At 66.5% G+C, this 24646-nt stretch carries 23 protein-coding genes; 21 read left to right on the top strand and 2 right to left on the bottom strand.

Annotated features, from left to right (window positions below; genetic code table 11):
• Window positions 1–69 precede the first annotated feature (69 nt).
• The 6 genes from HNP46_RS22615 (at window position 70) to HNP46_RS22590 (ending at window position 5664) form a co-directional block, all read left to right on the top strand.
• Window positions 70–939 carry a helix-turn-helix domain-containing protein gene (locus HNP46_RS22615; protein WP_184593469.1) on the top strand — a complete coding sequence of 290 codons (870 nt, stop codon included), beginning with the start codon at window positions 70–72 and terminating at the stop codon, window positions 937–939.
• Between the two features lie 6 nt (window positions 940–945).
• Window positions 946–1875, top strand: coding sequence for a pca operon transcription factor PcaQ (gene pcaQ / locus HNP46_RS22610; RefSeq protein ID WP_184593422.1), 930 nt, complete (start codon window positions 946–948; stop codon window positions 1873–1875).
• A 135-nt stretch (window positions 1876–2010) separates the two neighbouring features.
• The gene (gene pcaH, locus HNP46_RS22605; RefSeq protein ID WP_184593467.1) at window positions 2011–2730 is read left to right on the top strand and encodes a protocatechuate 3,4-dioxygenase subunit beta; all 720 of its coding nucleotides are present in this window, start codon (window positions 2011–2013) and stop codon (window positions 2728–2730) included.
• A 12-nt stretch (window positions 2731–2742) separates the two neighbouring features.
• Window positions 2743–3348 (top strand): protocatechuate 3,4-dioxygenase subunit alpha, encoded by a 606-nt coding sequence (gene pcaG / locus HNP46_RS22600; RefSeq protein ID WP_184593420.1) that lies wholly within the window; start codon window positions 2743–2745, stop codon window positions 3346–3348.
• Window positions 3338–4417, top strand: coding sequence for a cell division protein ZapE (gene zapE / locus HNP46_RS22595; RefSeq protein WP_184593418.1), 1080 nt, complete (start codon window positions 3338–3340; stop codon window positions 4415–4417). The genes pcaG and zapE overlap by 11 nt, the downstream gene beginning before the upstream one ends.
• 404 nt (window positions 4418–4821) lie before the next feature.
• Window positions 4822–5664 (top strand): IclR family transcriptional regulator, encoded by an 843-nt coding sequence (locus HNP46_RS22590; protein ID WP_017519476.1) that lies wholly within the window; start codon window positions 4822–4824, stop codon window positions 5662–5664.
• A gap of 6 nt (window positions 5665–5670) precedes the next feature.
• Here HNP46_RS22590 and HNP46_RS22585 read toward each other — a convergent pair whose 3' ends face one another.
• The gene (locus HNP46_RS22585; RefSeq protein WP_184593410.1) at window positions 5671–6216 is read right to left on the bottom strand and encodes an RNA 2'-phosphotransferase; all 546 of its coding nucleotides are present in this window, start codon (window positions 6214–6216) and stop codon (window positions 5671–5673) included.
• A 311-nt stretch (window positions 6217–6527) separates the two neighbouring features.
• Between HNP46_RS22585 and HNP46_RS22580 the strand changes: the two genes are divergently transcribed.
• The 6 genes from HNP46_RS22580 (at window position 6528) to HNP46_RS22555 (ending at window position 14840) form a co-directional block, all read left to right on the top strand.
• Window positions 6528–7877: an MFS transporter gene (locus tag HNP46_RS22580; RefSeq protein WP_184593408.1), complete on the top strand. Its 1350-nt coding sequence runs from the start codon at window positions 6528–6530 to the stop codon at window positions 7875–7877.
• A 243-nt stretch (window positions 7878–8120) separates the two neighbouring features.
• Entirely contained in the window at window positions 8121–8633 is a 513-nt protein-coding gene (locus HNP46_RS22575; protein WP_311771832.1) for a GspH/FimT family pseudopilin, read from the top strand.
• Window positions 8630–9172 (top strand): type IV pilus modification protein PilV, encoded by a 543-nt coding sequence (pilV, locus tag HNP46_RS22570; RefSeq protein ID WP_184593403.1) that lies wholly within the window; start codon window positions 8630–8632, stop codon window positions 9170–9172. The genes HNP46_RS22575 and pilV overlap by 4 nt, the downstream gene beginning before the upstream one ends.
• On the top strand, window positions 9150–9962 hold the full coding sequence (locus HNP46_RS22565) for a prepilin-type N-terminal cleavage/methylation domain-containing protein (RefSeq protein ID WP_311771831.1): 813 nt from the start codon (window positions 9150–9152) through the stop codon (window positions 9960–9962). The genes pilV and HNP46_RS22565 overlap by 23 nt, the downstream gene beginning before the upstream one ends.
• Entirely contained in the window at window positions 9959–10501 is a 543-nt protein-coding gene (locus HNP46_RS22560; protein ID WP_184593400.1) for a pilus assembly PilX family protein, read from the top strand. Before HNP46_RS22565 ends, HNP46_RS22560 begins: the two co-directional genes overlap by 4 nt.
• A 31-nt stretch (window positions 10502–10532) precedes the next feature.
• Window positions 10533–14840: a pilus assembly protein gene (locus tag HNP46_RS22555; protein WP_184593398.1), complete on the top strand. Its 4308-nt coding sequence runs from the start codon at window positions 10533–10535 to the stop codon at window positions 14838–14840.
• A gap of 15 nt (window positions 14841–14855) precedes the next feature.
• On the opposite strand, the gene HNP46_RS22550 is transcribed toward HNP46_RS22555, so the two are convergent.
• On the bottom strand, window positions 14856–15728 hold the full coding sequence (locus tag HNP46_RS22550) for a LysR family transcriptional regulator (protein ID WP_184593395.1): 873 nt from the start codon (window positions 15726–15728) through the stop codon (window positions 14856–14858).
• A 145-nt stretch (window positions 15729–15873) separates the two neighbouring features.
• On the opposite strand from HNP46_RS22550, the gene HNP46_RS22545 reads away from it, so the two are divergent.
• The 9 genes from HNP46_RS22545 to pcaC all read left to right on the top strand — a co-directional run bounded on the left by HNP46_RS22545 (window position 15874) and on the right by pcaC (window position 24478).
• Entirely contained in the window at window positions 15874–16995 is a 1122-nt protein-coding gene (locus HNP46_RS22545) for a muconate cycloisomerase family protein (protein ID WP_184593393.1), read from the top strand.
• A 42-nt stretch (window positions 16996–17037) separates the two neighbouring features.
• Window positions 17038–17328 carry a muconolactone Delta-isomerase gene (catC, locus tag HNP46_RS22540; RefSeq protein WP_017519458.1) on the top strand — a complete coding sequence of 97 codons (291 nt, stop codon included), beginning with the start codon at window positions 17038–17040 and terminating at the stop codon, window positions 17326–17328.
• Between the two features lie 47 nt (window positions 17329–17375).
• The gene (gene catA / locus HNP46_RS22535; RefSeq protein WP_184593390.1) at window positions 17376–18308 is read left to right on the top strand and encodes a catechol 1,2-dioxygenase; all 933 of its coding nucleotides are present in this window, start codon (window positions 17376–17378) and stop codon (window positions 18306–18308) included.
• A gap of 419 nt (window positions 18309–18727) precedes the next feature.
• Complete coding sequence (locus tag HNP46_RS22530) at window positions 18728–19576, top strand: CoA transferase subunit A (protein WP_184593388.1); 849 nt, start codon at window positions 18728–18730, stop codon at window positions 19574–19576.
• Window positions 19576–20358, top strand: a complete 783-nt coding sequence (locus HNP46_RS22525; RefSeq protein WP_184593386.1) for a CoA-transferase subunit beta — start codon at window positions 19576–19578, stop codon at window positions 20356–20358. The genes HNP46_RS22530 and HNP46_RS22525 overlap by 1 nt, the downstream gene beginning before the upstream one ends.
• Window positions 20355–21560, top strand: a complete 1206-nt coding sequence (pcaF, locus tag HNP46_RS22520; RefSeq protein WP_184593383.1) for a 3-oxoadipyl-CoA thiolase — start codon at window positions 20355–20357, stop codon at window positions 21558–21560. The genes HNP46_RS22525 and pcaF overlap by 4 nt, the downstream gene beginning before the upstream one ends.
• A 304-nt stretch (window positions 21561–21864) precedes the next feature.
• Window positions 21865–23235: a 3-carboxy-cis,cis-muconate cycloisomerase gene (locus HNP46_RS22515; RefSeq protein WP_184593381.1), complete on the top strand. Its 1371-nt coding sequence runs from the start codon at window positions 21865–21867 to the stop codon at window positions 23233–23235.
• A 9-nt stretch (window positions 23236–23244) separates the two neighbouring features.
• Window positions 23245–24048, top strand: a complete 804-nt coding sequence (gene pcaD, locus HNP46_RS22510; RefSeq protein ID WP_184593379.1) for a 3-oxoadipate enol-lactonase — start codon at window positions 23245–23247, stop codon at window positions 24046–24048.
• Window positions 24049–24079: 31 nt separating this feature from the next.
• Window positions 24080–24478, top strand: coding sequence for a 4-carboxymuconolactone decarboxylase (gene pcaC, locus HNP46_RS22505; RefSeq protein WP_184593377.1), 399 nt, complete (start codon window positions 24080–24082; stop codon window positions 24476–24478).
• Window positions 24479–24646: the final 168 nt, after the last annotated feature.

Below are 24646 nucleotides of genomic sequence, written 5' to 3'. Positions count from 1 at the left end.
GTGGATGGCATCGGCCTTTGAAGGTAATTTCCAACAGTCTTCTTGGACTTTTCATGGATGTGGGCGGTGATCGAACAACGTGCTGACACACCGGTCCCGGTGTTCCGCCTGTACGGCGAAACCACGGCATGGCCGACGCCGGACCTGATCCATTGCGAATCCATCGCCTCGCGCAGCCGCCTGCACGATTGGGAAATCCGCCCGCATCGGCACGGCGATCTGGTGCAACTGCTGTATGTGCAATCCGGCGAGGCGGAGCTGGAAGTGGAAGGGCGGGTGACGCCGATCCGCGAGGCGTCGCTGCAGGTCACACCGGCACTGGCGGTGCACGGCTTCCGCTTCGCCGAGGACGTGCAGGGCTGGGTGCTGAGCATGGGCCTGCCGCTGGCCGAACAGCTTGGTGGCCTGCTGCAGAGCTCGGTATTGGAGCAACCGGCGTGCTTCGCTGTGGGCGCTGGCAAGCGCGAGCTGGATGCTCTGTTCGAGTCGATCGAGCGCGAGTACGCCCAGCAGGCGCCGGGGCGCGACCTGATGTTGCAGTCGCTGCTCAACGTGCTGCTGGTGTGGCTCAGCCGGCGGGCGCTGGAGCAGGCGCGTGCCCAGGCGAGCCAGCAGGACCGCGGCATCGAGCATGTGCATGGGTTCTCCCGCCTGTTGGAGCAGGACTTCCGCGAACACCGGCCCATCGAACACTATGCGACGGCCCTGGGCATCAGCGCCGCGCACCTCAATGCGCTGTGCCGGCGTCTGGCCGGGCAGTCGGCGTTGCAGATGATCCACCAGCGCCTGCTGCTGGAGGCCAAGCGCAACCTGGTGTACACCGCCATGACCATCCAGCAGGTGTCGGATGCGCTGGGTTTCTCCGAACCCGCCTACTTTTCCCGATTCTTCAAGCGCTACGCCGGGGTTTCGCCCCGCGCGTTCCGCGAGCCCCGATGAGCCGCCATGAATATCGATTCGCGTATCAAGTTCCGCCACCTGGTGTGCTTCCTCGAAGTGGCCCGCCAGGGCAGCCTGGCCCGCGCGGCGGACGCCCTGGCGGTGAGCCAGCCGGCCATCTCGAAGACGCTCAAGGAACTGGAAGACCTGCTCGAAGCCAGCCTGTTCGAGCGCGGCAAGAGCGGCGCCAGCCTGACCGAGGCTGGCGTGGCTTTCCTGCGTTACGCCGGCCCCTGCGTGCAGGCGCTGCGCGACGGGGTGAACAGCCTGCGCGGCGGCGAGTACGCCTCCAGCACGGTGCGCCTGGGTGTGCTCTCCACCGTGGAAAGCCTGTTGATGCCGGAGACGGTGCGGCGCCTGCACGAGCGCCATCCGGCGCTGGTAGTCAGCGTGGTGACCGGGCCGAACGCGCACCTGCTTTCGCAGCTGCGCGTCGGTGAGCTGGACCTGGTGGTCGGCCGCATGACCGAAAGCCCGCAGATCCAGGGCCTGGCCTTTGAGCACCTGTACAGCGAATCCATGACCTTGGTGGCCCGCGCCGGCCACCCGCTGCTGGGTCGCCCGCTGCCGCCCTCGGCGCTGGACGACTGGCCGCTGGTGTTGCCGCTGGCCGGCACCACCATCCGCAAGTCCGCCGACAGCCTGCTGGTGCAGAGCGGCCTCGGCCAGCCACGCCGCCGCCTGGAAACCCTGTCCACGGTACTCAGCCGCCGTTATGTATTGACCAGCGACGCGCTGTGGATCGCCCCACTGGATTCGGTGCGCCTGGACCTGCGCTCCGGCGAGATGGTCGAGTTGCCGCTGGACGTACAGGAGCCGGGCGGTTCGGTGGGGGTTTGCAGCAACTCGACGCTGCCGCTTTCGCTGGGCGCGCACTGGTGCCTGGAGGTGTTGCGTGAGGTCGGCGAAGCCTACCGAGATGGGGCTTATCCATAACCAATTGGTTATGGATGGCGGGCATCTTTTCAGTTTTCGGTGCGGGGAGGGCGGGCGACACTCCGCCGCACCGCCTGATGCAACAGCAGGCTCCAATAAATCCAACAAGAGGAGACCGACATGTCCGATGCCCATATGCCCGACACTCAGAACAGCCGCTTCGTCATTCGTGACCGAAACTGGCACCCCAAAGCCCTCACCCCCGACTACAAGACCTCCATCGCCCGCTCCCCGCGCCAGGCGTTGGTGAGCATTCCGCAATCGGTCTCCGAAACCAGCGGCCCGGACTTCTCGCACCTGAAGATGGGCGAGCACGACAATGATCTGCTGCTCAATTTCAATAACGGTGGCCTGCCCATCGGTGAGCGCATCCTCGTCTCCGGCCGGGTCATGGACCAGTACGGCAAGCCCGTGCCGCACACCCTGGTGGAGATGTGGCAGGCCAACGCCGGCGGCCGCTATCGCCACAAGAACGACCGTTACCTGGCGCCGCTGGACCCGAACTTCGGCGGCGTCGGCCGCGCGCTGACCGACAGCGAAGGGCGCTACGTCTTCCGCACCATCAAGCCCGGCCCGTATCCGTGGCGCAACGGCCCCAACGACTGGCGCCCGGCGCACATCCACTTCTCCATCAGCGGCCCGTCGATCTCCACGCGGCTGATTACCCAGCTGTACTTCGAGGGCGACCCGCTGATCCCGATGTGCCCCATCGTCAAGTCCATCGCCAACCCGGGCGCGGTGGAAAGCCTGATCGCCAAGCTCGACATGAGCAACGCCAACCCCATGGACTGCCTGGCCTACCGCTTCGACATCGTGCTGCGCGGCCAGCGCAAGACCCACTTCGAGAACCGCTGAGGAGGACCGACCATGCCTATCGAACTGCTGCCGGAAACCCCCTCGCAAACTGCCGGCCCCTACGTGCACATCGGCCTGGCGCTTTCCGCCGCCGGCAACCCGGCCCGTGACCAGGAAATCTGGAGCGAAATGGCCAAGCCCGGCGCGCCCGGTGAACACATCCTGCTGATCGGCCACGTCTACGACGGTAACGGCCATCTGATCCGCGATTCCTTCCTGGAGCTGTGGCAGGCGAATCATGAGGGCGTGTACGACACGGCCTACGATCTGGAGAAACCTTTCAACGGCTTCGGGCGCACGGCAACGACCTTCGATGCCGGCGAGTGGCAGGTGCAGACCATCAAGCCCGGCGTGGTGAAAAACGCTGCCGGTGTGCCCATGGCGCCGCACATCAACTTGTCGCTGTTTGCCCGCGGCATCAACATCCACCTGCACACCCGCCTGTACTTCGACGATGAGGCCGAGGCGAACGCCGTGGACCCGGTGCTGAACCTCATCGAGCAGCCCGAACGTCGGCAAACCCTCATTGCAAAGCGTTGCGAGGTGGACGGGAAGCTCGCTTACCGGTTTGATATCCGCGTCCAGGGAAATGCGGAAACGGTGTTCTTTGACTTCTGACACACGACTACATGAGACATCCGCCGAGCCGGTCGCTGACCGCGTCCGGCGGCACTTCGCCGCCGCGCTCGATGAGCGCGGCTACCGGGCGGACGAGGCCCAGACGGCGGCGGTGGACCACCTCGCCAACTGGCTCGACGACTTCCTCGCCGGCCGCCACGGCTTCCTGCGCAAGCCGGTGGCCGGTGTCTACCTGTGGGGTGGGGTAGGGCGCGGCAAGAGCTTCGTCATGGACCAGTTCTTCGCTGCCGCACCGACCCAGGCCAAGCGCCGCGTGCACTTCCACGCCTTCCTGCAGGAACTGCAGGGGCGCATGCTGGCGATCACCGGGCAGTCCGACCCGCTGGTGCGCGTGGCCCGTGCCATCGCCGAGGAAACCCGGCTGCTGTGCTTCGACGAATTCCACGTGCACGACATCGGCGACGCCATGCTCCTGGGGCGAATGCTGAAGGTATTGGTGGACGAAGGCGTAGGCCTGGTCTGTACGTCCAACTACGAGCCGGAAAACCTCTGTCCGAACCCGTTGTACCGCGAGCGTTTCCGCCCGGCCATCGAGCTGATCGAAAAGCGCTTCGAGGTGATCTCGGTGGATGCCGGCCAGGACTACCGCGAGCACAGCTCGTCGCTGGAGGAGTGGGGCAGCTTCCTCTGGCCCGCCCGTGCCGACGACCTTGAGCTGATCGGTGCCCGACTAGGTCTGGCGCCGGATGCGAAGTTCGACGAGGTGCTCAGCGTCAATCACCATCCGCTGAAGGTGCATGCCCACGATGATCACTGCGCGTGGATGGACTTCAGCGAGATGTTCGAGCGCCCGCGCTCGGCCAGCGACTATCTGTGGCTGATCGAGCACTACCCGCGCATGGCAGTGAGCGGCCTCGGCCCGCTGGCGGACTATCCGCCGGACGTGAGCATGCGTTTCCTCAACTTCATCGACATCGCCTATGACCGGCAGCTGAAACTGCAGCTGTTTGCCACGGTGTCGCTGGAGGAGCTGGCAGCGGGTGGGGCGGCGCTGGATTTCTCGCGGACGTTGAGTCGGTTGCGGCAGTTGAAGCTGGAGCCGCTGTAGGCAACCACCTGCATAGGGATATCCGGTAAAAGCTAGCTCGCTTGCCAACCTGGTGCCTGGGTATCCCCTCTCCCCAGCCCTCTCCCTGAAGGGAGAGGGAGCCGCCCGTGCCGGCTGACGCCATGGTTTCAGCCGATGCCGATCCAGTCCCCTCTCCCTTCAGGGAGAGGGTTAGGGAGAGGGCGTGCTCCTGTGGTGTCGTAGGCGCATAACCTGGAACAGGTTATCCGCCGGCCCCGATGGCGGATAACGCTGGCGCGTTATGCGCCCTACGCCTGACCTGCGCACTTGCCTCTGGCTGCGGACAGTTCAATAAGCTCTGTTCGATAATCGATCATCCGTGTTGCGATTATCGCCCGTGCGTGTCGATAATCGCCCGGCATTTGCCTGCCAGGACAACAACAATGACCGACGCTCCCCGTGCCAGCCTGCCGCCCCTCGCGCCGCCGATCATCGCTTCGCCCGCCAAGCGCATCGAGGCCTTCACCGGCGATCCGAACTTCATGACCTCGCTGGCCCGCGGCTTGGCGGTGATCCATGCGTTCCAGGAGCGCAAGCGCCACCTGACAATCGCGCAGATCAGCCACCGCACGGAGATTCCCCGAGCCGCGGTGCGCCGCTGTCTGCACACGCTGATGAAGCTGGGCTACGTCACCTCCGATGGCCGCACCTATTCGCTGCTGCCCAAGGTGCTGACCCTCGGTCACGCCTACCTGTCCTCGACGCCGCTGGCAGTCACCGCGCAGCCGATCCTCGACCGCCTCAGCGAGCAACTGCACGAGGCCTGCTCCATGGCCACGCTGGAAGGCGACGAGATTCTCTACATCGCCCGCTCGGCTACGCCGCAGCGCTTGATCTCGGTGGACCTGAGCGTCGGCAGCCGTCTGCCGGCGTACTGCACGTCCATGGGCCGCATCCTGCTGGCCGGATTGAACGACGATGCGCTGGAGGATTACCTGGCCCACGCCGACCTGCAGGTGAAGACCAGCCGCACCGTGCACACCCCGGAAATGCTCCGCGCGAGCATCGCCGAGATCCGTCAGCAGGGCTGGGTGATCATCGACCAGGAACTGGAAGTCGGCCTGCGTTCCATTGCCGTGCCGCTGAAGGATTCCGCCGGCCAGGTGCTGGCCGCGCTGAACGTCGGCACCCACGCCGGCCGTGTGTCGCGCCAGGAGCTGGAAACGCGCTTCCTGCCGGTGTTGCTGGAAGCCAGCCGCGAGCTGGGCACGCGGCTGTTCCACTGACCGCGTTCAGCGTTGTTCGAGGTAGTTCGAAGGGACTGCCTCGGCCAGCCAGACGCCGTTGGCCGAGCGGTAGAAGCGGTGGCCGTCGCGCCACATCTGGCCGCTGCGCACCACCAGGATGGTCGGCTTGCCGCGTCGCGAGCCGACCCGGTCGGCGGTTTCGCGGTCGGCGCTGAGGTGCACATGCTGGCGACTCATGGGTTTCAGGCCATCCGCCTGGATTGCTGCGATCGCCGCGGGCACCGTGCCGTGGTAGAGCACCTCGGGCGGTTCGCAGGGCTCCAGTTGCAGGTCGATGTCGACCGAATGCCCCTGGCTGGCGCGGATGCGCAGGCCGTCGTCGCTGAAGGCAAAGCGTTGCTTGTCGTTGGTGGCGACTACTTCATCGAGCATTGCGCGGTCGAAGTGGCGCCCCTTGCGGGCGGACTGCGCGAGCAGCTCATCGACCGCCACCCAGCCATTGGCGTCCAGGCTCAGGCCGGCGGTTTCCGGGCTGTGGCGCAGGATCAGCGACAGCCATTTGCTGATGGATTTCCTTTCGTTGTCGTTCATCTCTTCCTCTGATTTTTCCTTTTTGTGTGCGGCGCATTCTAACCGGAGCGGGTGGGGCTGAATGCTGTTCGCTAACCGCCCACAGGCGCGATTATCGAATTGAACGACCGGGCGTCTCTTCGTACTGTGGCTCCACTCGTCCAGCCGGACGGGCAATAACAACAATGAGCGTCAGCCATGGCCCCTGTGTGCCTGCCCAATTCGCCGGTCCGTGCGTCCACCGGCTCGCGCCTCATTCCTGTCCAGCTTGCGGGAGAGCGAGGCGATAAGCCCGGCCTTCCCGCGACGACGCCTTCGCAGGAAGTCTTCGCATGACCAGTTCCGCCCACGTGCCCGCTGCCGGCACCCTCGACGTCCAGTCCTTCATCAATGCCCAGCCGCTGTCGCTGTACCAGTGCCGCATCGTGCTGCTGTGCTTCCTCATCGTCTTCCTCGATGGCCTGGATACCGCCGCCATGGGCTTCATCGCCCCGGCGCTGACCCAGGACTGGGGCATCGACCGCGCCAGCCTCGGCCCGGTGATGAGCGCCGCGCTGATCGGCATGGTGTTCGGCGCCCTGGGCTCCGGCCCGCTGGCCGACCGCTTCGGGCGCAAGGGCGTGCTGGTGGTGGCGGTGTTCCTGTTTGGCCTGTTCAGCCTGCTGTCGGCCTACAGCGCCAACCTCGAACAGCTGATGGCGCTGCGTCTGCTGACCGGCATCGGCCTGGGCGCGGCGATGCCCAATGCCACCACGCTGCTCTCGGAGTACACCCCCGAGCGCCTCAAGTCGCTGCTGGTGACCAGCATGTTCTGCGGCTTCAACCTGGGCATGGCCTCGGGTGGCTTCGTTTCCGCCAAGCTGATTCCGGCCTACGGCTGGCACAGCCTGCTGCTGCTCGGCGGTGTGCTGCCGCTGGTGCTGGCGGTAGTGCTGCTGGTGTGGCTGCCGGAGTCGGCGCGCTTCCTGGTGGTGCGCAGCCGCGGCGCGGACAAGGTTAAGCGCGTGCTGGCGCCCATCGCGCCGGATGAGGTGGTGGCCGCCCGCGACTTCAGCGTGCCCGAACAGAAGACGGTGCAGAGCCGCAACGTGTTCAAGGTGATCTTCTCCGGCACCTACAGCGCGGGGACCCTGCTGCTCTGGCTGACCTATTTCATGGGCCTGGTGATCGTCTACCTGCTCACCAGCTGGCTGCCGACGCTGATGCGCGATGCCGGCGCGAGCATGGAGCAGGCGGCCTTCATCGGCGCGCTGTTCCAGCTCGGCGGGGTGCTCAGTTCGGTGGCGGTGGGCTGGGCCATGGATCGCTTCAACCCGCACAAGGTCATCGGCATCTTCTACTGCCTGGCCGGGGTGTTCGCCTACTTCGTCGGGCAGAGCCTGGGTACCGTCACGCTGCTGGCGACCCTGGTGCTGGCCGCCGGCATGTGCGTGAACGGCGCGCAGTCGGCCATGCCGTCGCTGGCGGCACGCTTCTACCCGACCCAGGGGCGCGCCACCGGGGTGTCGTGGATGCTCGGCATCGGCCGCTTCGGCGCCATTCTCGGTGCCTGGATCGGCGCGACCCTGCTGGGCCTGGGCTGGAACTTCGAGCAGGTGCTGACCGCGCTGATGCTGCCTGCCGCCATCGCTACCGCAGCGGTGGTGATCAAGGGGCTGGTGAGCCACGCTGACGCCACCTGAGTGCGTTGGCGCAGCCGGGGTGCAACGCCCCGGCTTTCGTCCGCCACGCTGCCAGTCATCGTCTGCGCCGGGGATTTTTGGCATCGCCAGGACGAGCGGTCTATAACTGAGTACCAGTGGTAGCAAATTCGCCTCCACTGACGGCAAACAGATTCAACTACCAGAAGAAACGGCTGTCGGACCATTAACCATACGTTGTCCTGGCACCCCTCGGGGGCCACCAGAGCATTGTTGGAAACGTCCATGTGTCTTCGTGCAAGTGACTGCTCAATGCCACGCCCAGGGCGGGCGAGGGACCCACGGCACCAGGGAGCTTTTACCCTGGTGGAGCTGATGGTGGTCGTCGCCCTGCTGGCGATCTTCGCCGGGGTGGCGCTGCCCAGCTTTCGCTCGATGATCGAGTCGAGCCGCGTGCAGAACGGCGCCACCACGTTGTTCCAGCTGCTCCAGGCGGCGCGCACCGATGCCGTCTCCACCCGCACCACGCTGACGCTCTGTCCCACTGCCGCCAACCTGCAATGGACCCTGGTCCGTGCCACCAGCTGTGGCAGCCAATCCAGCGACATCGTCAGCCGCCAGCTGGACCTGCCGTCCAGCCTGAGCGTCAACAGCAGCGTCAGCAGCCTGACCTTCAAGCCCGACGGCACCGCCGCCAACGCCAGCGTCGGCGTTACCAGCAGCGGCACCTCGAAGGCTTTCAGCGTGACCGTCGAACCCTCCGGCTTCATCAGCCTGAGCGGCGGGGCGGGGCAGTGAGCCGGCGCCCGGCGGGATTCAGCCTGATCGAGGTGCTGGTGGCCCTGGTGGTGACCTGCATCGGCGTGCTTGGCATGTTCTCCATGCAGGCGCGCACCATCAGCTACGCCAGCGACACGACGATGCGCAGCACTGCCGCAGAGCTGGCCGATGAACTGCTGGAAACCATGCGCGCCGACCTCTACTCGACCCAGGACAGCAGTGCCACGCAACTGCAGCCGCCGGCCACCTGGGGTTACTACAAGGCCGACGGCGCAAGCTTCCCCGCCGCGCCCTCCAGTTGTGCGTCGCTGGCCGCGCTGACTGCCGCCCAGCGCCTGGGCTGCTGGGCCCAGCGGGCGCAGCAGGCGTTGCCCGATGCGAGCAGCCTGGCCAGCGAATTCCATGTCTGCCGCACCAACGGCTCGACCAACTGCAGCGGCTCCGGCTCGGCCATCGAGATCCAGCTGGCCTGGCGGGTCAAGTCCGGCGAGTGCCTGAACCCTAGTGCCAGCGGCGATACGACGATCTGCCGCTATGTGCTGCGCGAGGCGCCCTGAGATGCGCGCCCAGTCGTCCGCAGCCGTGCGCTCCAGGCAGACTGGCATGACGCTCATCGAGTTGATGATCGCCATGACCCTGAGCCTGTTCCTGATCCTGGGGGTGACGCAGATGTTCCTCGACGGGCAGAACAACGCGCGCTATTTCAACAGCCAGGCGCAGAACCAGGACAATGCCCGCTATGCCCAGCAGATACTCGAGGCGCGACTGGCCAAGGCCGGTTACCGGCGCTTGCCGTCTTCGCGGATGGCGGCGTCGTTCCCGGCGCTCAATAGCAGCGGCTGCGTCTTCGCCAGCGGCCAGGCGCTGGTGCGGGTGGATGCCAGCACGCTGTGCCTGCGCTACCAGCCCCGCGACAGCGTGGACGTCGACTGCACCGGCGCCTCGCTGAGCGCCCGGCCCGGCCTGAGCAAGCCCTACAGCAGCTACATCCCGAGCAACAACGTGGTGGAGAAGCTCACCCTCAGTGGCGCCAAGCTGCTGTGCAACGGCACCACGCTGCTGGATAACGTGGTGGCCGTGCGCTTTGACTATGGCGTGGATGCCAGCAGCGACGAATACAACCGCAAGGTGGCGCAGTACGTCGACACGCCGGCCAGCGGGCAGACGGTGCGCAGCCTGCGCTACTCGCTGCTGCTGGCCAGCAGCGCGAATGTCTCCGGCGGTCTTGCCGCCACCACCTGCCAGCGCTGGCAGGACCTCTACGGCAGCAAGGCCTGCACCGACGGCGACGGCCCGGTGCGGCGCATCGTCAGCGGCAGCAGTATGTTGAGGAACCTCATGCCATGAATCGTCCTTCGCCTCTGCGCCAGCGCGGCGCCGTGCTGTTCATCGCCCTGGTCATGCTGGTGCTCATCACGCTCGCGGCGATCAGCGGCATGCGCGGCATGCAGCTGGAAGGCCGGATGACCGGCAACCGGCTCGAACAGCAGCGGCTGATGAGCGCGGCGGAGTCGGCGCTGCGCGAAGGGGAAGGGCGTATCCGCAAGAGCACGCGGGCGCTGGACAATTGCACGGCATCGTCGATCCCCTGCTTCACCGGCCTGGCCACTACCTACGCGACCAATTTCACCGGCTCCACCGTCTATACCGGCCTGGATGGCAGCACCACCCTGCTGCGCAATGCCCGCTGGTACCTGCGCTACATCTCCAACAACTGCCGCGGTGGTTCCGGCGGCAGCGGCAATGCCTACCTGTCCAAGGGCCAGGCCGGCTGCACCTACTACTACGAAGTGAACTCGGAGGCCTACAACGGCGCGGTGGGTGTGAAGGCCTGCGGCCCGGACGCCCTGTGCCTGCGCTCGACCTTCGGCCTGGTCATCCAGTGAATCCACCCCGTCGAACAGGGATGCCGACGCCATGAAGACATTGCGCCTGACGCTGTTACTGCTGTTGTCCTGCCTGGCTGCCGGCCAGGCCTGGAGCGCGTCGCTGGCGCAGACGCCGCTGTTCGTCAGCAACACCGCGCCGCCGATGAACATGCTGGTGGTGGGGCGCGACCAGAAGCTGTATTTCCCCGCCTACAACGATGCCTCGGACATCGACGGCGACGGCCAGCTGGACACCTACTACAAGCCGAGCATCGACTACACCGGCTATTTCGATTCCTACAAGTGCTACATCTACGACGTGCTCAGCGGCGTGTTCACGCCCTCCAGCACCACCGCCACGAAGAAGTGCACCAGCGCCGTCGGCCGCTGGAGCGGCGACTACCTGAACTACCTGACCATGTCGCGCCTGGATGTGCTGCGCAAGGTGCTCTACGGCGGCTACCGCTCCACCGACACCACCCTGAGCACGATCCTGGAGCGCGCCTTCATCCCCAACGATGCGCACAGCTGGGGCAAGGAGTACCTGAGCGTCGCCCGCGACGGCTACAGCCTGTCCGACTACACGCCGATCCCGGTGCCCACCAACGGCAAGTACGTGCTGTTCGCCAACACCTCCATCGGCAGCGGCACCCTGGGGGCCTACAACAGCAGCGCCGCCCCCCGCCTGCGGATCATCACCAGCCTGCAGCAGGCGTTGCTGGGCACCTATCGCATCTGGGGCTGGGTCTCCCGCGAGTCGGCCCAGGGTACCAACACCGTCACCAGCACCACCAACGTCGACACCACCATCATCCCGGCCTACGACTACAACGTGCGTGTGCGCACCTGCGTCGCCGGCCTGCTGGAAAGCAACTGCACCCAGTACGGCAGTATCTACAAGCCCACCGGCGTGCTGCACGACTACGGCTCGGCGGACAAGATGTACTTCGGCCTGGTCACCGGCAGCTACACCAACAACCTGCGTGGCGGGGTGGTACGCAAGGCGGCGGCGTCCTTCAGCAACGAGTACAGCAGCGCCAATGGCCGCTTCCTGACCGATGCCGTTACCGGCACCGGCTGCTTCAACGGCCGCTGCTACGTCAACAACAGCGGCATAGTCGCCAACCTCGATCGTCTGGTGTTCTCCACCGGCTGCACCGATTCCAGCGGCTACAACCTCAATCCGCTGACCAACGGCAAGTGCGTGGACTGGGGCAACCCGCTCGGCGAGATGGCCTACGAGACCCTGCGCTACTACGCCGGCAAGACCCCCAACAGCAACTACGCCGCCGGCAGCGCGGACACCGCGCTGGGCCTGACCAGCCTGAGCAGCTGGAGCAATCCCTACAGCACCTATCCCTCATGCACCCTGCCGTTCATGACGCTGATGAGCGACATCAACCCCAGCTACGACTCCGATGTGCCCGGCAGCACCCTGGGCACCGATGCCCGTCCCACCACCGACATCGGCTTCGACTTCGCCAGCATCGGCGCCACCCTGTGGAGCAACGAGGTCGGCGGCAGCGCCTCGGTGAACGTCGGCCAGTCCGGCAGCAACAGCGATTCGGCGCCCACCGCCAAGACCGCCAGCAGCTTCGCCACCATTCGCGGCCTGGCCGAGGAGCCGACGCGCCAGGGCAGCTACAGCTCCTCGGCGGTGTCCTACTTCGGCAGCCAGAATGCGCTCACCACCGCCGGCTCGAACTCGGTGCAGAGCTTCTCCATCGCCCTGTCCTCGACCCTGCCCAATATCAGCATCAAGACCAGCAAGGGCTCCCTGCGCCTGGTGCCGTTCAGCATGAACGTCAGCCAGGGCGTGGTCAGCCAGATCACCGGCTTCTATATCGACACCCTGACCAACGACAGCGCCGGCAACCTCACCTCGATCACCTTCCGCGTGGTCTACGACGATGCCGCCCAGGGCCGCGACTACGATATGGACGCCATCGTGCTGTACACGGTGAGCGCCCGCAGCGACGGCAGCGTCGACGTGACCAGCCAGACCGAGTACTCGGTGGCCGGCGACGAATCCCACATGGGCTACACCATGGCCGGCACCACCAAGGACGGCGTCTACCTGGAAGTCACCGGCGGCGGCAGCGGCAGCACCCGCTTCAGGCTTGACACCCCCGACGGCCGTTCCCCCGGCGACTGTTCCGCGATCACCTGTGCACTGCTGCCCGGCCTGAGCGGCAGCAGCGGGGCGCTCAGTGGCAGCCGTCCGTCCTACCACACGCGCAACTTCACGCCCACCGCCACCCGTGCCGTCACCACCCTGCAGGACCCGCTGTGGTACGCCGCCAAGTACGGCAAGAGCGACCTCACCAGCTGGGACCGTGACGGCGACGGCGTGCCGGACAACTACTTCCTGGTCAGCAACCCGGGCCAGCTGGCGGCGCAGCTGAAGTCCGCCTTCGACGAGATTCTCCAGCTCAACACCTCGGTCACCGCCGTTGCAGTGGACTCGCAGTCGCTGGACAGCGGCAGCTACGTCTACGGCACCAGTTTCACCTCCAGCGACTGGACGGGTGACCTGATCAAGCGGCAGAAGGTGCGCGCCAGCGGCTCCAACACCGCCACCAGCTCCATCGTCTGGCGTGCATCCGCGCAGCTCGGCTCGCCTGCTTCGCGCAACATCCTGTTCGCCAAGAACGGCAGCCTGACCGCCTTCAACTGGAGCAACCTGACCACCGCCCAGCAGACCCAGCTCAACCGCACCGTCACCGGCACCGTGGACAACCTGGGGCAGACCCGTGTGGGCTTCCTGCGTGGCGAGAACAGCACCTTCCGTACCCGCGCCTCGCTGATCGGCGACATCATCAACTCCTCGCCGATCCTGGTCAGTGGTTCCGACTTCCTCTCTTCCCGTGCCGACGCCCTGGAAGGCAGCAGCACCTACGCCGCCTACAGCACCGCCCAGGCCGCCAACCCGCCGATGGTGTACGTCGGCGCCAACGACGGGATGCTCCACGCCTTCAACGCCACCAGTGGCGCCGAGCAGTTCGCCTTCGTGCCCAGCGCGGTGTTCGCCAATCTCAACGCACTCACCGCGCCGGACTACGGCCAGCAGCAGGGCACCGAGCACCGTTACTTCGTCGATGGCCCGCCGGTGATCTCCGACGTCTACTACGGCTCGGCCTGGCACAAGGTGCTGGTCGGCAGCCTGGGTGCCGGCGGGCGCGAGGTGTTCGCCCTGGACATCACCGACCCCACCGCGCCACGCTTGCTCTGGGAATTCACCAGCGACAACGACGCCAGCCTGGGCTATACCGCCGCGACCCCGACCATTGCCCGCCTGCACAACGGCAAATGGGCAGCCCTGGTGCCCAACGGCTACGACACCGGCGCCAGCACCGCCTCACTGCTGATCATCGATATCCAGTCCGGCGCGCTGCTGCGCAAGATCACCGCCACGCCCAGTCTCACCGCCGCCGAAACCGCGGCGGTGGACGGCCTGGCCAACGGCCTGTCGCGTCTGTTCGTGGCCGATGCCAACAGCGATGGCATCGCCGACTACGCCTATGGCGGCGACCTGCTGGGCAACCTCTGGCGCTTCGACCTGATCGACACCAGCCTGGCCGACCCGCTCAACACCGCGGCGGCGGAATCGCGCTATGCCGTGTCCTTCGGCGGCAGCCCGCTGTACGTGGCGCGCAATGCCGCCGGCGTGCGCCAGCCGATCAGCGCCGAGCCCTACCTGCTCGACCACCCCAGCGGCACCGGCTACATCGTGGTCTTCGGCACCGGGCGCTACCTGCTGACGGTGGACAAGACCACGACCACCCAGCAGAGCGTCTACGGCATCTGGGACCGCAAGACCGCGGGCGAGGCCACCACCGCCTCGCTCACCGGCAGCCGCACGCGCAGCAGCCTGCAAGTACAGACGCTGAGTTCCGGCGTGTTCAACGGCGTCTCGACCTACACCCTGAGCAACAACGACGTCGCCTGGTACGACAGCTCGGGCAACACCGCCGACGCCAACGTCAACAAGTGGGGCTGGTACTTCGACTTCCTGCAGAGCGGCGAGCGCATGGTCTATGACATGACGCTCTACGGCTCCAGCCTGATCATCAACAGCATCACCCCGCAGACCGGCACCTGCACCGCCGGCATCTCCGGCACCATCTACGCGGTCGACCCGGAGCGCGGCGCGCTCACGCCCTACAACGTCTTCGACCTGGACAACGACGGCAATTTCGACAGCCTCTCCGGCTTCGTCACCGGTGGCGGCGATATCACTGTCTCCGGCGGCTACACCTGGGGCAACTCGGACAATTCCAATACCCAGGACGGTATCCGCACCAACACCGGCAGCGTCAGTGGCCGCCGCACCTGGCAGATACAGCCGGCCAACTGATCCTCGGCGATCCGTTCAGGCCGGCTTCGCGCCGATCAGTTGCAGGCAACGTTGCAGCGGCGCACTCACGTCGCCGCGGCGCTGGCTGAGGATGATCGGCGAGACTGCCTCGGCGTCGGTCAGCGTCACGTAGCCGATATCGGCGCGGTGCTGTTGCTGTACCGACGCCGGCACCAGCGCCACGCCCAGGCCGGCAGCGACCAGGCCGATGGCGGTCTGCAGCTCGTTGGTCCACTGCGAAACACGGATGCCCAGGCCGTGGTTGGCAAACAGCGCCAGCACGTGGTCGGCGTAGCTGGGGCGCGGGTTGGCGGGGTAGAGCACGAAGTCCTCGCCGGCCAGTTGCTCCAGGCTCAGCGGGGCACCGAGCAGACGGTGCCCGGCCGGCAGCACGGCGACCATCGGTTCCTCGCGCAATACCTGCTGGGTAATGGCCGCATCGTCGATGCGGATGCGCCCGAAGCCGATATCGATGCGCCCGCTTTTCAGCGCCTCGACCTGCTGCACCGTGGTCATCTCCTGCAACCCCAGTTCCAGCCCGGCGTCCGCGCGCAGTTCGCGGATCAACTCGGGCAACCCGTCATACAGCGTCGAGGGCGCGAAGCCGATGCCGAACCACTGGCGCTCGCCCAGGCCGATGCGCCGGGTGCTCTGGCAGATGCTTTCCAGCTGGGCCAGCAGGGTGCCGGTCTGCTCGTGGAAGTAGCGCCCGGCGTCGGTCAGGCGCAGCGGCCGGCCACGTTCCAGCAGCGGTACACCGAGCAGTTCTTCGAGTTGCTGGATCTGCCGGCTCAGCGGCGGCTGGGCGATGTGCAGGCGCTCGGCCGCGCGGGTGAAGTTGAGGGTTCCGGCGACTTCGCGGAAGTAGCGCAGGTGGCGCAGCTCCATGATACCTCCAGGGTATGCAACAAGACGGCAACGATATTGGACTGCCCGCAGGGCCCGGCGCAATCCTCCGTCAATCGTGAAAAGACCTTCCGGGTATCGCTGGCGATGCCCGACTCCAAGAACACCACAGACCGGAAAGCCGTCCATGAGTAGCCCCGTCATCGAACGCATCGAGTCGATCATCGTCGACCTGCCGACCATCCGCCCGCACAAGCTGGCCATGCACACCATGCAGCAGCAGACCCTGGTGATCATCCGCCTGCGCTGCTCCGACGGCATTGAAGGCATCGGCGAAGCCACCACCATCGGCGGGCTGGCCTACGGCAACGAGAGCCCGGAAAGCATCAAGGCCAACATCGACGCGCACTTCGCGCCGCTGCTCCAGGGCCAGGACGCCAGCAACATCAATGCCTGCATGCAGCGCCTGGACAAGTCGATCAAGGGCAACACCTTCGCCCGCTCCGGCATCGAGAGCGCGCTGCTGGATGCCCAGGGCAAGCGCCTCGGCCTGCCGGTCAGCGAACTGCTCGGCGGCCGAGTGCGCGACAGCCTGGAAGTGGCCTGGACCCTGGCCTCCGGCGACACCGCCCGCGACATCGCCGAAGCCGAACAGATGCTCGACATCCGCCGCCATCGCATCTTCAAGCTGAAGATCGGCGCCAACCCGCTGGAGCAGGACCTCAAGCACGTGGTGGCGATCAAGAAGTCCCTGGGCGAGCGCGCCAGCGTGCGTGTGGACGTCAACCAGGGCTGGGACGAATCCCAGGCCATCCGTGGCTGCCAGGTACTCGGCGAGAACGGCATCGACCTCATCGAACAGCCCATCTCGCGCATCAATCGCAGCGGCCAGGTGCGCCTGAACCAGCGCAGCCCGGCGCCGATCATGGCCGACGAATCCATCGAGAGCGTGGCAGACGCCTTCAGCCTCGCCGCCGACGGAGCGGCCAGCATCTTCGCCCTGAAGATCGCCAAGAACGGCGGCCCGCGCGCCGTCCTGCGTACCGCGCAGATCGCCGAAGCAGCCGGCATCGCCCTGTACGGCGGGACCATGCTCGAAGGCGCGGTCGGCACCCTGGCCTCGGCCCACGCCTTCCTCACCCTGGAGAAGCTGACCTGGGCCACCGAGCTGTTCGGCCCGCTGCTGCTCACCGAGGAAATCGTCACCGAGGCGCCGGTTTATCGCGACTTCCAGCTGCAGGTGCCACGCACGCCCGGCCTGGGCCTGACGCTGGACGAAGAGCGCCTGGCGCGCTTCCGCCGCCACTGATTCGCAACCCTTTCCGACTGCCCGAATAGAGGAGAAGACCCGATGCTGTTCCACGTGAAGATGACCGTGAAATTGCCCGTCGACATGGACCCGGCCAAGGCCGCCCAGCTCAAGGCCGACGAGAAGGAACTGGCCCAGCGCCTGCAGCGCGAGGGCAAGTGGCGCCACCTGTGGCGCATCGCCGGGCACTACGCCAACTACAGCGTGTTCGACCTCGCCAGCGTCGAGGAACTGCACGACACCCTGATGCAGCTGCCGCTGTTCCCCTACATGGACATCGAGGTCGACGGGCTCTGCCGCCATCCGTCCTCGATCCATTCCGACGACCGCTGATTTCTGTCCCGAACGAATCCACAAGAACAAGACATGAGGATCGCATCATGACCGTGAAGATTTCCCAGACTGCCGATATCCAGAAGTTCTTCGAAGAAGCCAGCGGCGCGCTGAATGACGCCGGCAACCCGCGGGTGAAGCAGTTGATCCTTCGAGTGCTGCAGGACACCGCCAGGCTCATCGAGGATATGAACGTCACCCCCGATGAGTTCTGGAAGGCGGTGGATTACCTCAACCGACTCGGTGCCCGCCAGGAAGCCGGACTGGTCGTCGCGGGCCTGGGCATCGAGCACTACCTCGACCTGCTGCTGGACGCCCAGGACGCCGCTGCCGGCATCGGTGGCGGTACTCCACGCACCATCGAAGGCCCGCTGTACGTGGCTGGCGCGCCACTGTCCGAAGGCGAAGCGCGCATGGATGACGGGAAAGATGCGGGCACCGTGATGTTCCTCTCCGGCCGTGTGTTCGACCTCGACGGCAAGCCGCTGGCCGGCGCCGTCGTCGACCTCTGGCACGCCAACACCAAGGGTACGTACTCCTACTTCGACAGCACCCAGTCGGAGTTCAACCTGCGCCGGCGCATCGTCACCGACGCTGAGGGCCGCTACAAAGCCCGCAGCATCGTGCCCAGCGGCTACGGCTGCCCGCCGGATGGCCCGACCCAGGAACTGCTCGATCAACTGGGTCGCCACGGCCAGCGTCCGGCGCATATCCACTTCTTCATTTCTGCACCGGGGCATCGCCACCTGACAACGCAGATCAACCTCGCCGGTGATCAATACCTGTGGGATGACTTCGCCTATGCCACCCGCGACGGGCTGATCGGCGAGGTGCGCTTCGTCGAGGACGCAACTGCCGCGAAGGCGCGCGGTGTGGAAGGGCGCTTCGCCGAGATCGAGTTCGACTTCCAGCTGCAGCAGGCTGTTTCCGTCGACGCCGAAGACCGCAGCAGCCGTCCTCGCGCGCTGCAGGAAGCCTGACTCCCGGCCCTGCCGGTAACCCCGACGTAGGATGGGTGGAGCGCAGCGATACCCATGCTGTCGATGCACGGGCCGATGGGTATCGCTCCGCTCTTCGCCATCCTACGCAGAGCACCTCAGACCCCGGCGTGGCCGGGGAGCCATCGCGGACGGAGTCCGCTCCTACGCCCCCGGCACCTTTTTCGCCAGGATCGTAGGTGCGGACTCCGTCCGCGATCGTTTCGCTGCCGCTCCGTTCTCTGGACCGGAACGCACTGCTCGCTCGCACGTTTGCGGACGACTGCCGAGCGCCATGGCGTCCGTTAGCCCCCTAAGAGAAGTGTTCGATATTCGCACCAATAGTCGATTATCGCATTGTTCGTCCATCCCCCCGACGGTACTGTTTTCCCATCGGCACCCCCAACACAACGAGACCGACCATGGCTGAACTCCTCACCCTCCGCGAAGCGGTCGAGCGCTTCGTCAACGACGGCGACACCGTCGCGCTCGAAGGCTTCACCCACCTGATTCCCACCGCTGCCTCCCACGAGCTGATCCGCCAGGGCAAGAAAGACCTGCACCTGGTGCGCATGACCCCCGACCTGGTCTACGACCTGCTGATCGGCGCCGGCTGCGTGCGCAAGCTGACCTTCTCCTGGGGCGGCAACCCCGGCGTCGGTTCGCTGCATCGCCTGCGTGACGCGGTGGAGAAGGGCTGGCCGCGCGAGCTGGAGATCGACGAGCACAGCCATGCCGACCTCGCCAACTCCTACGTTGCCGGCGCCTCGGGCCTGCCGTTCGCCGTGCTGCGCGCCTACGCCGGTTCCGACCTGCCCAAGGTCAACCCGAATATCAAGTTCATCAACTGCCCGTTCACCGGCGAGCAACTGGCCGCCGTGCCTTCGGTGCGTCCGGACGTCACCGTGATCCACGCGCAGAAGGCCGACCGCAAGGGCAACGTGCTGCTGTGGGGCATCCTCGGCGTACAGAAGGAAGCTGCCCTGGCCGCCAAGCGCTGCATCGTCACCGTCGAGGAAATCGTCGACGACCTCAACGCGCCGATGAACTCCTGCGTGTTGCCGACCTGGGCGCTGTCCGCCGTCTGCCTGGTGCCCGGCGGTTCGCACCCGTCCTACGCCCACGGCTACTCCGAGCGCGACAACCGCTTCTACCAGGCCTGGGACCCGATCGCCCGCGACCGCGACACCTTCAACGCCTGGATCGATACCTACATCCGCGGCACCCAGGATTTTGCAGCGTTCCAAGCCAAGCTCGCGGAGGCCAACTGATGAGCGCCTACAGCACCAATGAAATGATGACCGTGGCCGCCGCCCGCCGCCTGAAGAACGGCGCCGTCTGCTTCGTCGGTATCGGCCTGCCGTCCAAGGCCGCCAACCTGGCGCGCCTGACCGCATCGCCCGACGTGGTCCTGATCTACGAATCCGGCCCCATCGGCGCCAAGCCCAGCGTGCTGCCGCTGTCCATCGGTGACGGCGAGCTGGCCGAAACCGCCGACACCGTGGTGCCCACAGGCGAGATCTTCCGCTACTGGCTGCAGGGCGGGCGCATCGACGTCGGCTTCCTCGGCGCAGCGCAGGTCGACCGTTTCGGCAACATCAACACCACCGTCATCGGCGACTACCACAAACCGAAGGTGCGCCTGCCCGGCGCCGGCGGCGCGCCGGAGATCGCCGGTTCCGCCAAGGAAGTGCTGATCATCCTCAAGCAGTCGCACCGCACCTTCGTCGACAAGCTGGCCTTCATCACCTCGGTCGGTTTCGGCGAGGGCGGCGACCACCGCCAGCAGCTCGGCCTGCCCGGCAAGGGCCCGGTGGCGATCATCACCGACCTCTGCATCATGGAGCCGGAAGCCGGCAGCAATGAATTCATCGTCACTACCCTGCACCCGGGCGTGACCCGCGAGCAGGTGGTCGAGAACACCGGCTGGGCGATCCGCTTCGCCGACCAGGTAAAGGAAACCGTCGCACCGACCGACGTCGAGCTGGAAGCCCTGCGCGCCCTCGAAGCCCGTACAGCCGCTGCCCACGGCCAGTTGGGAGGTGAGGAATGAGTCGCGAGGTGTTCATCTGCGACGCCGTGCGCACGCCCATCGGCCGCTTCGGCGGCTCGCTCTCCGGCGTGCGCGCCGACGACCTCGGCGCCGTGCCGGTAAAGGCGCTGGTGGAGCGTAACCCGCAGGTCGACTGGGCCGCGCTGGACGAGGTCTACCTCGGCTGCGCCAACCAGGCTGGCGAGGACAACCGTAACGTGGCACGCATGGCGCTGCTGCTGGCCGGCCTGCCGGAAAGCGTACCGGGCGTGACCCTCAACCGACTCTGCGCCTCGGGCCTGGACGCGGTGGGTACCGGCTTCCGCGCCATCGCCAGCGGCGAGGCCGAACTGGTCATCGCCGGCGGCGTGGAATCCATGTCCCGCGCGCCCTACGTGATGGGCAAGGCCGACAGCGCCTTCGGCCGTGGGCAGAAGATCGAGGACACTACCATCGGCTGGCGCTTCATCAACCCGCTGATGAAGGCGCAGTACGGCGTGGACGCCATGCCGCAGACCGCCGACAACGTGGCTGACGATTACAACGTCAACCGTGCCGACCAGGACGCCTTTTCCCTGCGTAGCCAGCAGCGTGCTGGCGTCGCCCAGGCCAGCGGCTACTTCGCCGAGGAAATCGTCCCGGTGGTGATCAAGGGCCGCAAGGGCGAGACCGTGGTCGACACTGACGAACACCCGCGCCCGGACACTACCCTGGAAGCGCTGGCCAAGCTCAAACCGGTCAACGGCGAAGGCAAGACCGTCACCGCCGGCAACGCCTCGGGCGTCAACGACGGCGCGGTGGCGCTGATCCTCGCCAGTGCCGAAGCGGTGAAGAAACACGGCCTCGTTCCCAGGGCGCGAGTGTTGGGCATGGCCAGCGCCGGTGTCGCCCCGCGGGTGATGGGCATCGGCCCGGTGCCGGCGGTGCGCAAGCTGTTGGAGCGCCTGAACCTGTCGGTGGACCAGTTCGATGTCATCGAGCTGAACGAAGCCTTCGCTGCGCAAGGCCTGGCGGTCACTCGCGATCTCGGCATCGCCGATGACGATGCGCGGGTAAACCCCAACGGTGGCGCCATCGCCCTCGGCCATCCGCTGGGCGCCAGCGGCGCGCGCCTGGTACTGACCGCCGTGCACCAGTTGCAGAAGTCCGGCGGCAAGCTCGGCCTGTGCACCATGTGCGTGGGCGTAGGGCAGGGCGTGGCGCTGGTGATCGAGCGCGTTTGATCAAGGGCCCCTCACCCTAACCCTCTCCCGCAAGCGGGAGAGGGGACCGTTCGGCGTGGATATCAGCGCGTAGTCATCCGGAAACTGCAGGATGCACGCCGATATGATCATTCGCTGAGGACGGCTCCCTCTCCCTGCGGAGAGGGCTGGGGTGAGGGCAGTCTCGTAGGGCGGATAACCTGGAACAGGTTATCCGCCAGCCGCGGGGACGGCGGATAACGCTGGCGCGTTTTGCGCCCTACGCAAGGCAAGCTCTGCGGTCATACTGTCCCGACCTCGCAAGCCGATCTCCGGAGTCACTCCAGTGAGCACCAACCACCTGTTCGACGCTTACTTCACCCAACCGGCCATGCGCGCGATCTTCAGCGACCACGGCCGGGTGCAGGGCATGCTCGACTTCGAGGCCGCGTTGGCTCGCGCCGAGGCCCGCGTCGGCGTGATCCCGTCCTGCGTCGTGTCGCCCATCGCCGCTGCCTGCCACGCCGAACTCTACGATTTCGACGCGCTGGCCCAGGCCATCTGCAGCGCCGGTAACTCCGCGATCCCGCTGGTGAAGGCGCTGGGCAGTCGCATTGCCGCCGAAAGCGCCGAAGCCGAGCGCTACGTGCACCTGGGCGCCACCAGCCAGGACGCCATGGATTCCGGGCTGGTCCTGCAACTGCGCGCCGCCATCGAACTGCTGGAAAGCGATCTCGCCCAACTGGCCGATGCGCTAGCCGTGCAAGCCCAGGCCCACGCCGGCACCCCCATGGTCGGCCGCACCTGGCTGCAGCACGCCACGCCGATTACCCTCGGCATGAAGATCGCCGGCTGGCTGGGCGCGATCACCCGCCACCGCCAGCGCCTGATTGAGCTGAAACCGCGCCTGCTGTGCCTGCAGTTCGGCGGCGCCTCCGGCAGCCTTGCGGCGCTCGGTGAAAAGGGCTTTGCGGTGGCCGAAGCCTTGGCGGAAGAATTGAATCTGCAACTGCCCGAGCAACCCTGGCACACCCAGCGCGACCGCCTGGTGGAGTTCGCCAGCCTGCTTGGCCTGATCGCCGGCAGTCTCGGCAAGCTGGGCCGTGACCTCAGCCTGCTGATGCAGACCGAGGCCGGCGAAGTCTTCGAACCCTCCGCGCCGGGCAAGGGTGGCTCCTCTACCATGCCGCACAAGCGCAACCCGGTGGGCGCCGCCGTGCTGATCGGTGCGGCCACCCGTGCACCGGGACTAGTCTCGACGCTGTTCGCCGCCATGCCCCAGGAACACGAGCGCAGCCTTGGCCTGTGGCACGCCGAATGGGAGAGCCTGCCGGAATTGTGCTGCCTCGTCTCCGGCGCGCTGCATCAGGCACTGAGCCTGGTGCCGGGCCTGGAAGTCGACGCGGAGCGCATGCTCGCCAACCTCGACCTGACCCGCGGCCTGGTACTCGCCGAAGCCGTGAGCATCGCCCTGGCCCAGCGTATCGGCCGCGACGCTGCGCACCATCTGGTGGAGCAGTGCTGCAAGCAGGCGGTGAAGGAGGGTGCGCATCTGCGCGCTGTGCTCGGTGCCAATGCCGAGGTCGCTGCACAACTGAATGCCGAGGAGCTGGATCGCCTGCTCGATCCCGCCCACTACCTGGGTCAGGCGCGCCGCTGGGTCGAACGCGCGCTGGCCGAACACCACGAACTTTCTTTGCGCAAAGAATCCCGATAGGAGCCTTGCATGCCTGCCGTACGTCTCGCCGATGGCGACTTGAACTATTTACTCGAAGAGCCGCTTCTGGCAGGCCCTGCCGGCGCCCCGGTGCTGGTGCTGTCCAACTCCCTGGGCACTGACCTGCACATGTGGGACGCGCAAGTTCCGGCCTTCGCCGAACACTTCCGCGTGCTGCGTTATGACACCCGTGGTCACGGCGCTTCGCTGGTCACTCCCGGCCCCTACAGCGTCGAGCAGAACGGCCGCGACGTGCTGGCCCTGCTGGACGCCCTCGATATCCCGCGTGCGCATTTCTGCGGCCTGTCCATGGGCGGCCTGATCGGCCAGTGGCTGGCCATCCATGCGCCGGAGCGCATCGAGCGCCTGGTGCTGTGCAACACCGCCGCCAAGATCGGCACCCCGGAAGTGTGGAACCCGCGTATCGAGACCGTGCTCAGCGGTGGCGCCGAGGCTATGCGGAATTTGCGTGACGCATCGATCTCGCGCTGGTTCACTGCTGACTTCGCCGAGGCGCAGCCAGGCAAGGTCGAGCCCATCGTCGGCATGCTGGCGCAGACTTCGCCGGAAGGTTACGCGGCCAACTGCGCTGCTGTGCGCGATGCCGATTTCCGAGGCGAGATCGCTGCGATCAGCGCGCCGACCCTGGTGGTCTGCGGCGCCTCCGACCCGGTGACCACCACCGAGGACGGGCGCTTCCTGCAGGCGCGCATTGCCGGCGCGGAGCTGGCGGAATTCCGCGCCGCGCACCTGTCCAACGTGCAGGCCGGCGATGCCTTCAGCCAGCGCGTGCTGGCCTTCCTGCGCGCATAGCTGCTTTTCAGGTTGAATTTGGAGTTACCTGATGGACGAGAAAGAACGCTACGAAGCCGGCATGCAGGTACGCCGCGCGGTGCTGGGCGACGCCCACGTCGACCGCAGCCTGCAGAACCGCACGGACTTCAACGAGGAGTTCCAGGAAATGATCACCCGCCATGCCTGGGGTGACATCTGGACCCGCCCGGGCCTGCCGCGCCACACCCGCAGCCTGATCACCATCGCCATGCTGATCGGCATGAACCGCGAGGGCGAACTCAAGCTGCACCTGCGCGCCGCGCGCAACAATGGCGTGACCCGCGAAGAGATCAAGGAAGTCCTGCTGCAGAGCGCGATCTACTGTGGCATCCCGGCCGCCAACGCCACCTTCCACCTCGCCGAGGCGGTGTGGGACGAGCTGGGCACCGAGTCGCTGGGCGACGCCTGATCAGCGCCGCCCGGACCACGCATCCGGGCGGTGTCTGATTCGTCGCATCGCCGGCGTCGTTGTAGGGCGCATAACGCGCCAGCGTTATCCGCCGCAGGGTTGGACGGCACCAACGTAGGAGCGGACTTCGTCCACGATGTTGTCCGGCGCGAGGCGGGGCCATCGCGG

It is taken from the genome of Pseudomonas nitroreducens, from assembly GCF_014204515.1.
Taxonomy (GTDB): Bacteria; Pseudomonadota; Gammaproteobacteria; order Pseudomonadales; family Pseudomonadaceae; genus Pseudomonas; species Pseudomonas nitritireducens_A.
The sequence above is the reverse complement of the archived record's forward strand: the minus strand, read 5'-3'. Positions and strand labels throughout refer to the sequence as shown.

What these genes read in the sequence shown, in the direction of transcription:
- pcaQ (WP_184593422.1), top strand. Translation starts at nt 946, where the DNA reads ATGAATATCGATTCGCGTATCAAGTTCCGCCACCTGGTGTGCTTCCTC.
- catA (WP_184593390.1), top strand. Translation starts at nt 17,376, where the DNA reads ATGACCGTGAAGATTTCCCAGACTGCCGATATCCAGAAGTTCTTCGAA.
- HNP46_RS22590 (WP_017519476.1), top strand. Translation starts at nt 4,822, where the DNA reads ATGACCGACGCTCCCCGTGCCAGCCTGCCGCCCCTCGCGCCGCCGATC.
- pcaH (WP_184593467.1), top strand. Translation starts at nt 2,011, where the DNA reads ATGCCCGACACTCAGAACAGCCGCTTCGTCATTCGTGACCGAAACTGG.
- HNP46_RS22585 (WP_184593410.1), bottom strand. Translation starts at nt 6,216, where the DNA reads ATGAACGACAACGAAAGGAAATCCATCAGCAAATGGCTGTCGCTGATC.
- HNP46_RS22555 (WP_184593398.1), top strand. Translation starts at nt 10,533, where the DNA reads ATGAAGACATTGCGCCTGACGCTGTTACTGCTGTTGTCCTGCCTGGCT.
- HNP46_RS22580 (WP_184593408.1), top strand. Translation starts at nt 6,528, where the DNA reads ATGACCAGTTCCGCCCACGTGCCCGCTGCCGGCACCCTCGACGTCCAG.
- pcaD (WP_184593379.1), top strand. Translation starts at nt 23,245, where the DNA reads ATGCCTGCCGTACGTCTCGCCGATGGCGACTTGAACTATTTACTCGAA.
- pcaG (WP_184593420.1), top strand. Translation starts at nt 2,743, where the DNA reads ATGCCTATCGAACTGCTGCCGGAAACCCCCTCGCAAACTGCCGGCCCC.
- HNP46_RS22550 (WP_184593395.1), bottom strand. Translation starts at nt 15,728, where the DNA reads ATGGAGCTGCGCCACCTGCGCTACTTCCGCGAAGTCGCCGGAACCCTC.
- HNP46_RS22545 (WP_184593393.1), top strand. Translation starts at nt 15,874, where the DNA reads ATGAGTAGCCCCGTCATCGAACGCATCGAGTCGATCATCGTCGACCTG.
- catC (WP_017519458.1), top strand. Translation starts at nt 17,038, where the DNA reads ATGCTGTTCCACGTGAAGATGACCGTGAAATTGCCCGTCGACATGGAC.
- HNP46_RS22560 (WP_184593400.1), top strand. Translation starts at nt 9,959, where the DNA reads ATGAATCGTCCTTCGCCTCTGCGCCAGCGCGGCGCCGTGCTGTTCATC.
- HNP46_RS22575 (WP_311771832.1), top strand. Translation starts at nt 8,121, where the DNA reads ATGTGTCTTCGTGCAAGTGACTGCTCAATGCCACGCCCAGGGCGGGCG.
- HNP46_RS22565 (WP_311771831.1), top strand. Translation starts at nt 9,150, where the DNA reads ATGTGCTGCGCGAGGCGCCCTGAGATGCGCGCCCAGTCGTCCGCAGCC.
- pcaF (WP_184593383.1), top strand. Translation starts at nt 20,355, where the DNA reads ATGAGTCGCGAGGTGTTCATCTGCGACGCCGTGCGCACGCCCATCGGC.
- pcaC (WP_184593377.1), top strand. Translation starts at nt 24,080, where the DNA reads ATGGACGAGAAAGAACGCTACGAAGCCGGCATGCAGGTACGCCGCGCG.
- HNP46_RS22525 (WP_184593386.1), top strand. Translation starts at nt 19,576, where the DNA reads ATGAGCGCCTACAGCACCAATGAAATGATGACCGTGGCCGCCGCCCGC.
- HNP46_RS22530 (WP_184593388.1), top strand. Translation starts at nt 18,728, where the DNA reads ATGGCTGAACTCCTCACCCTCCGCGAAGCGGTCGAGCGCTTCGTCAAC.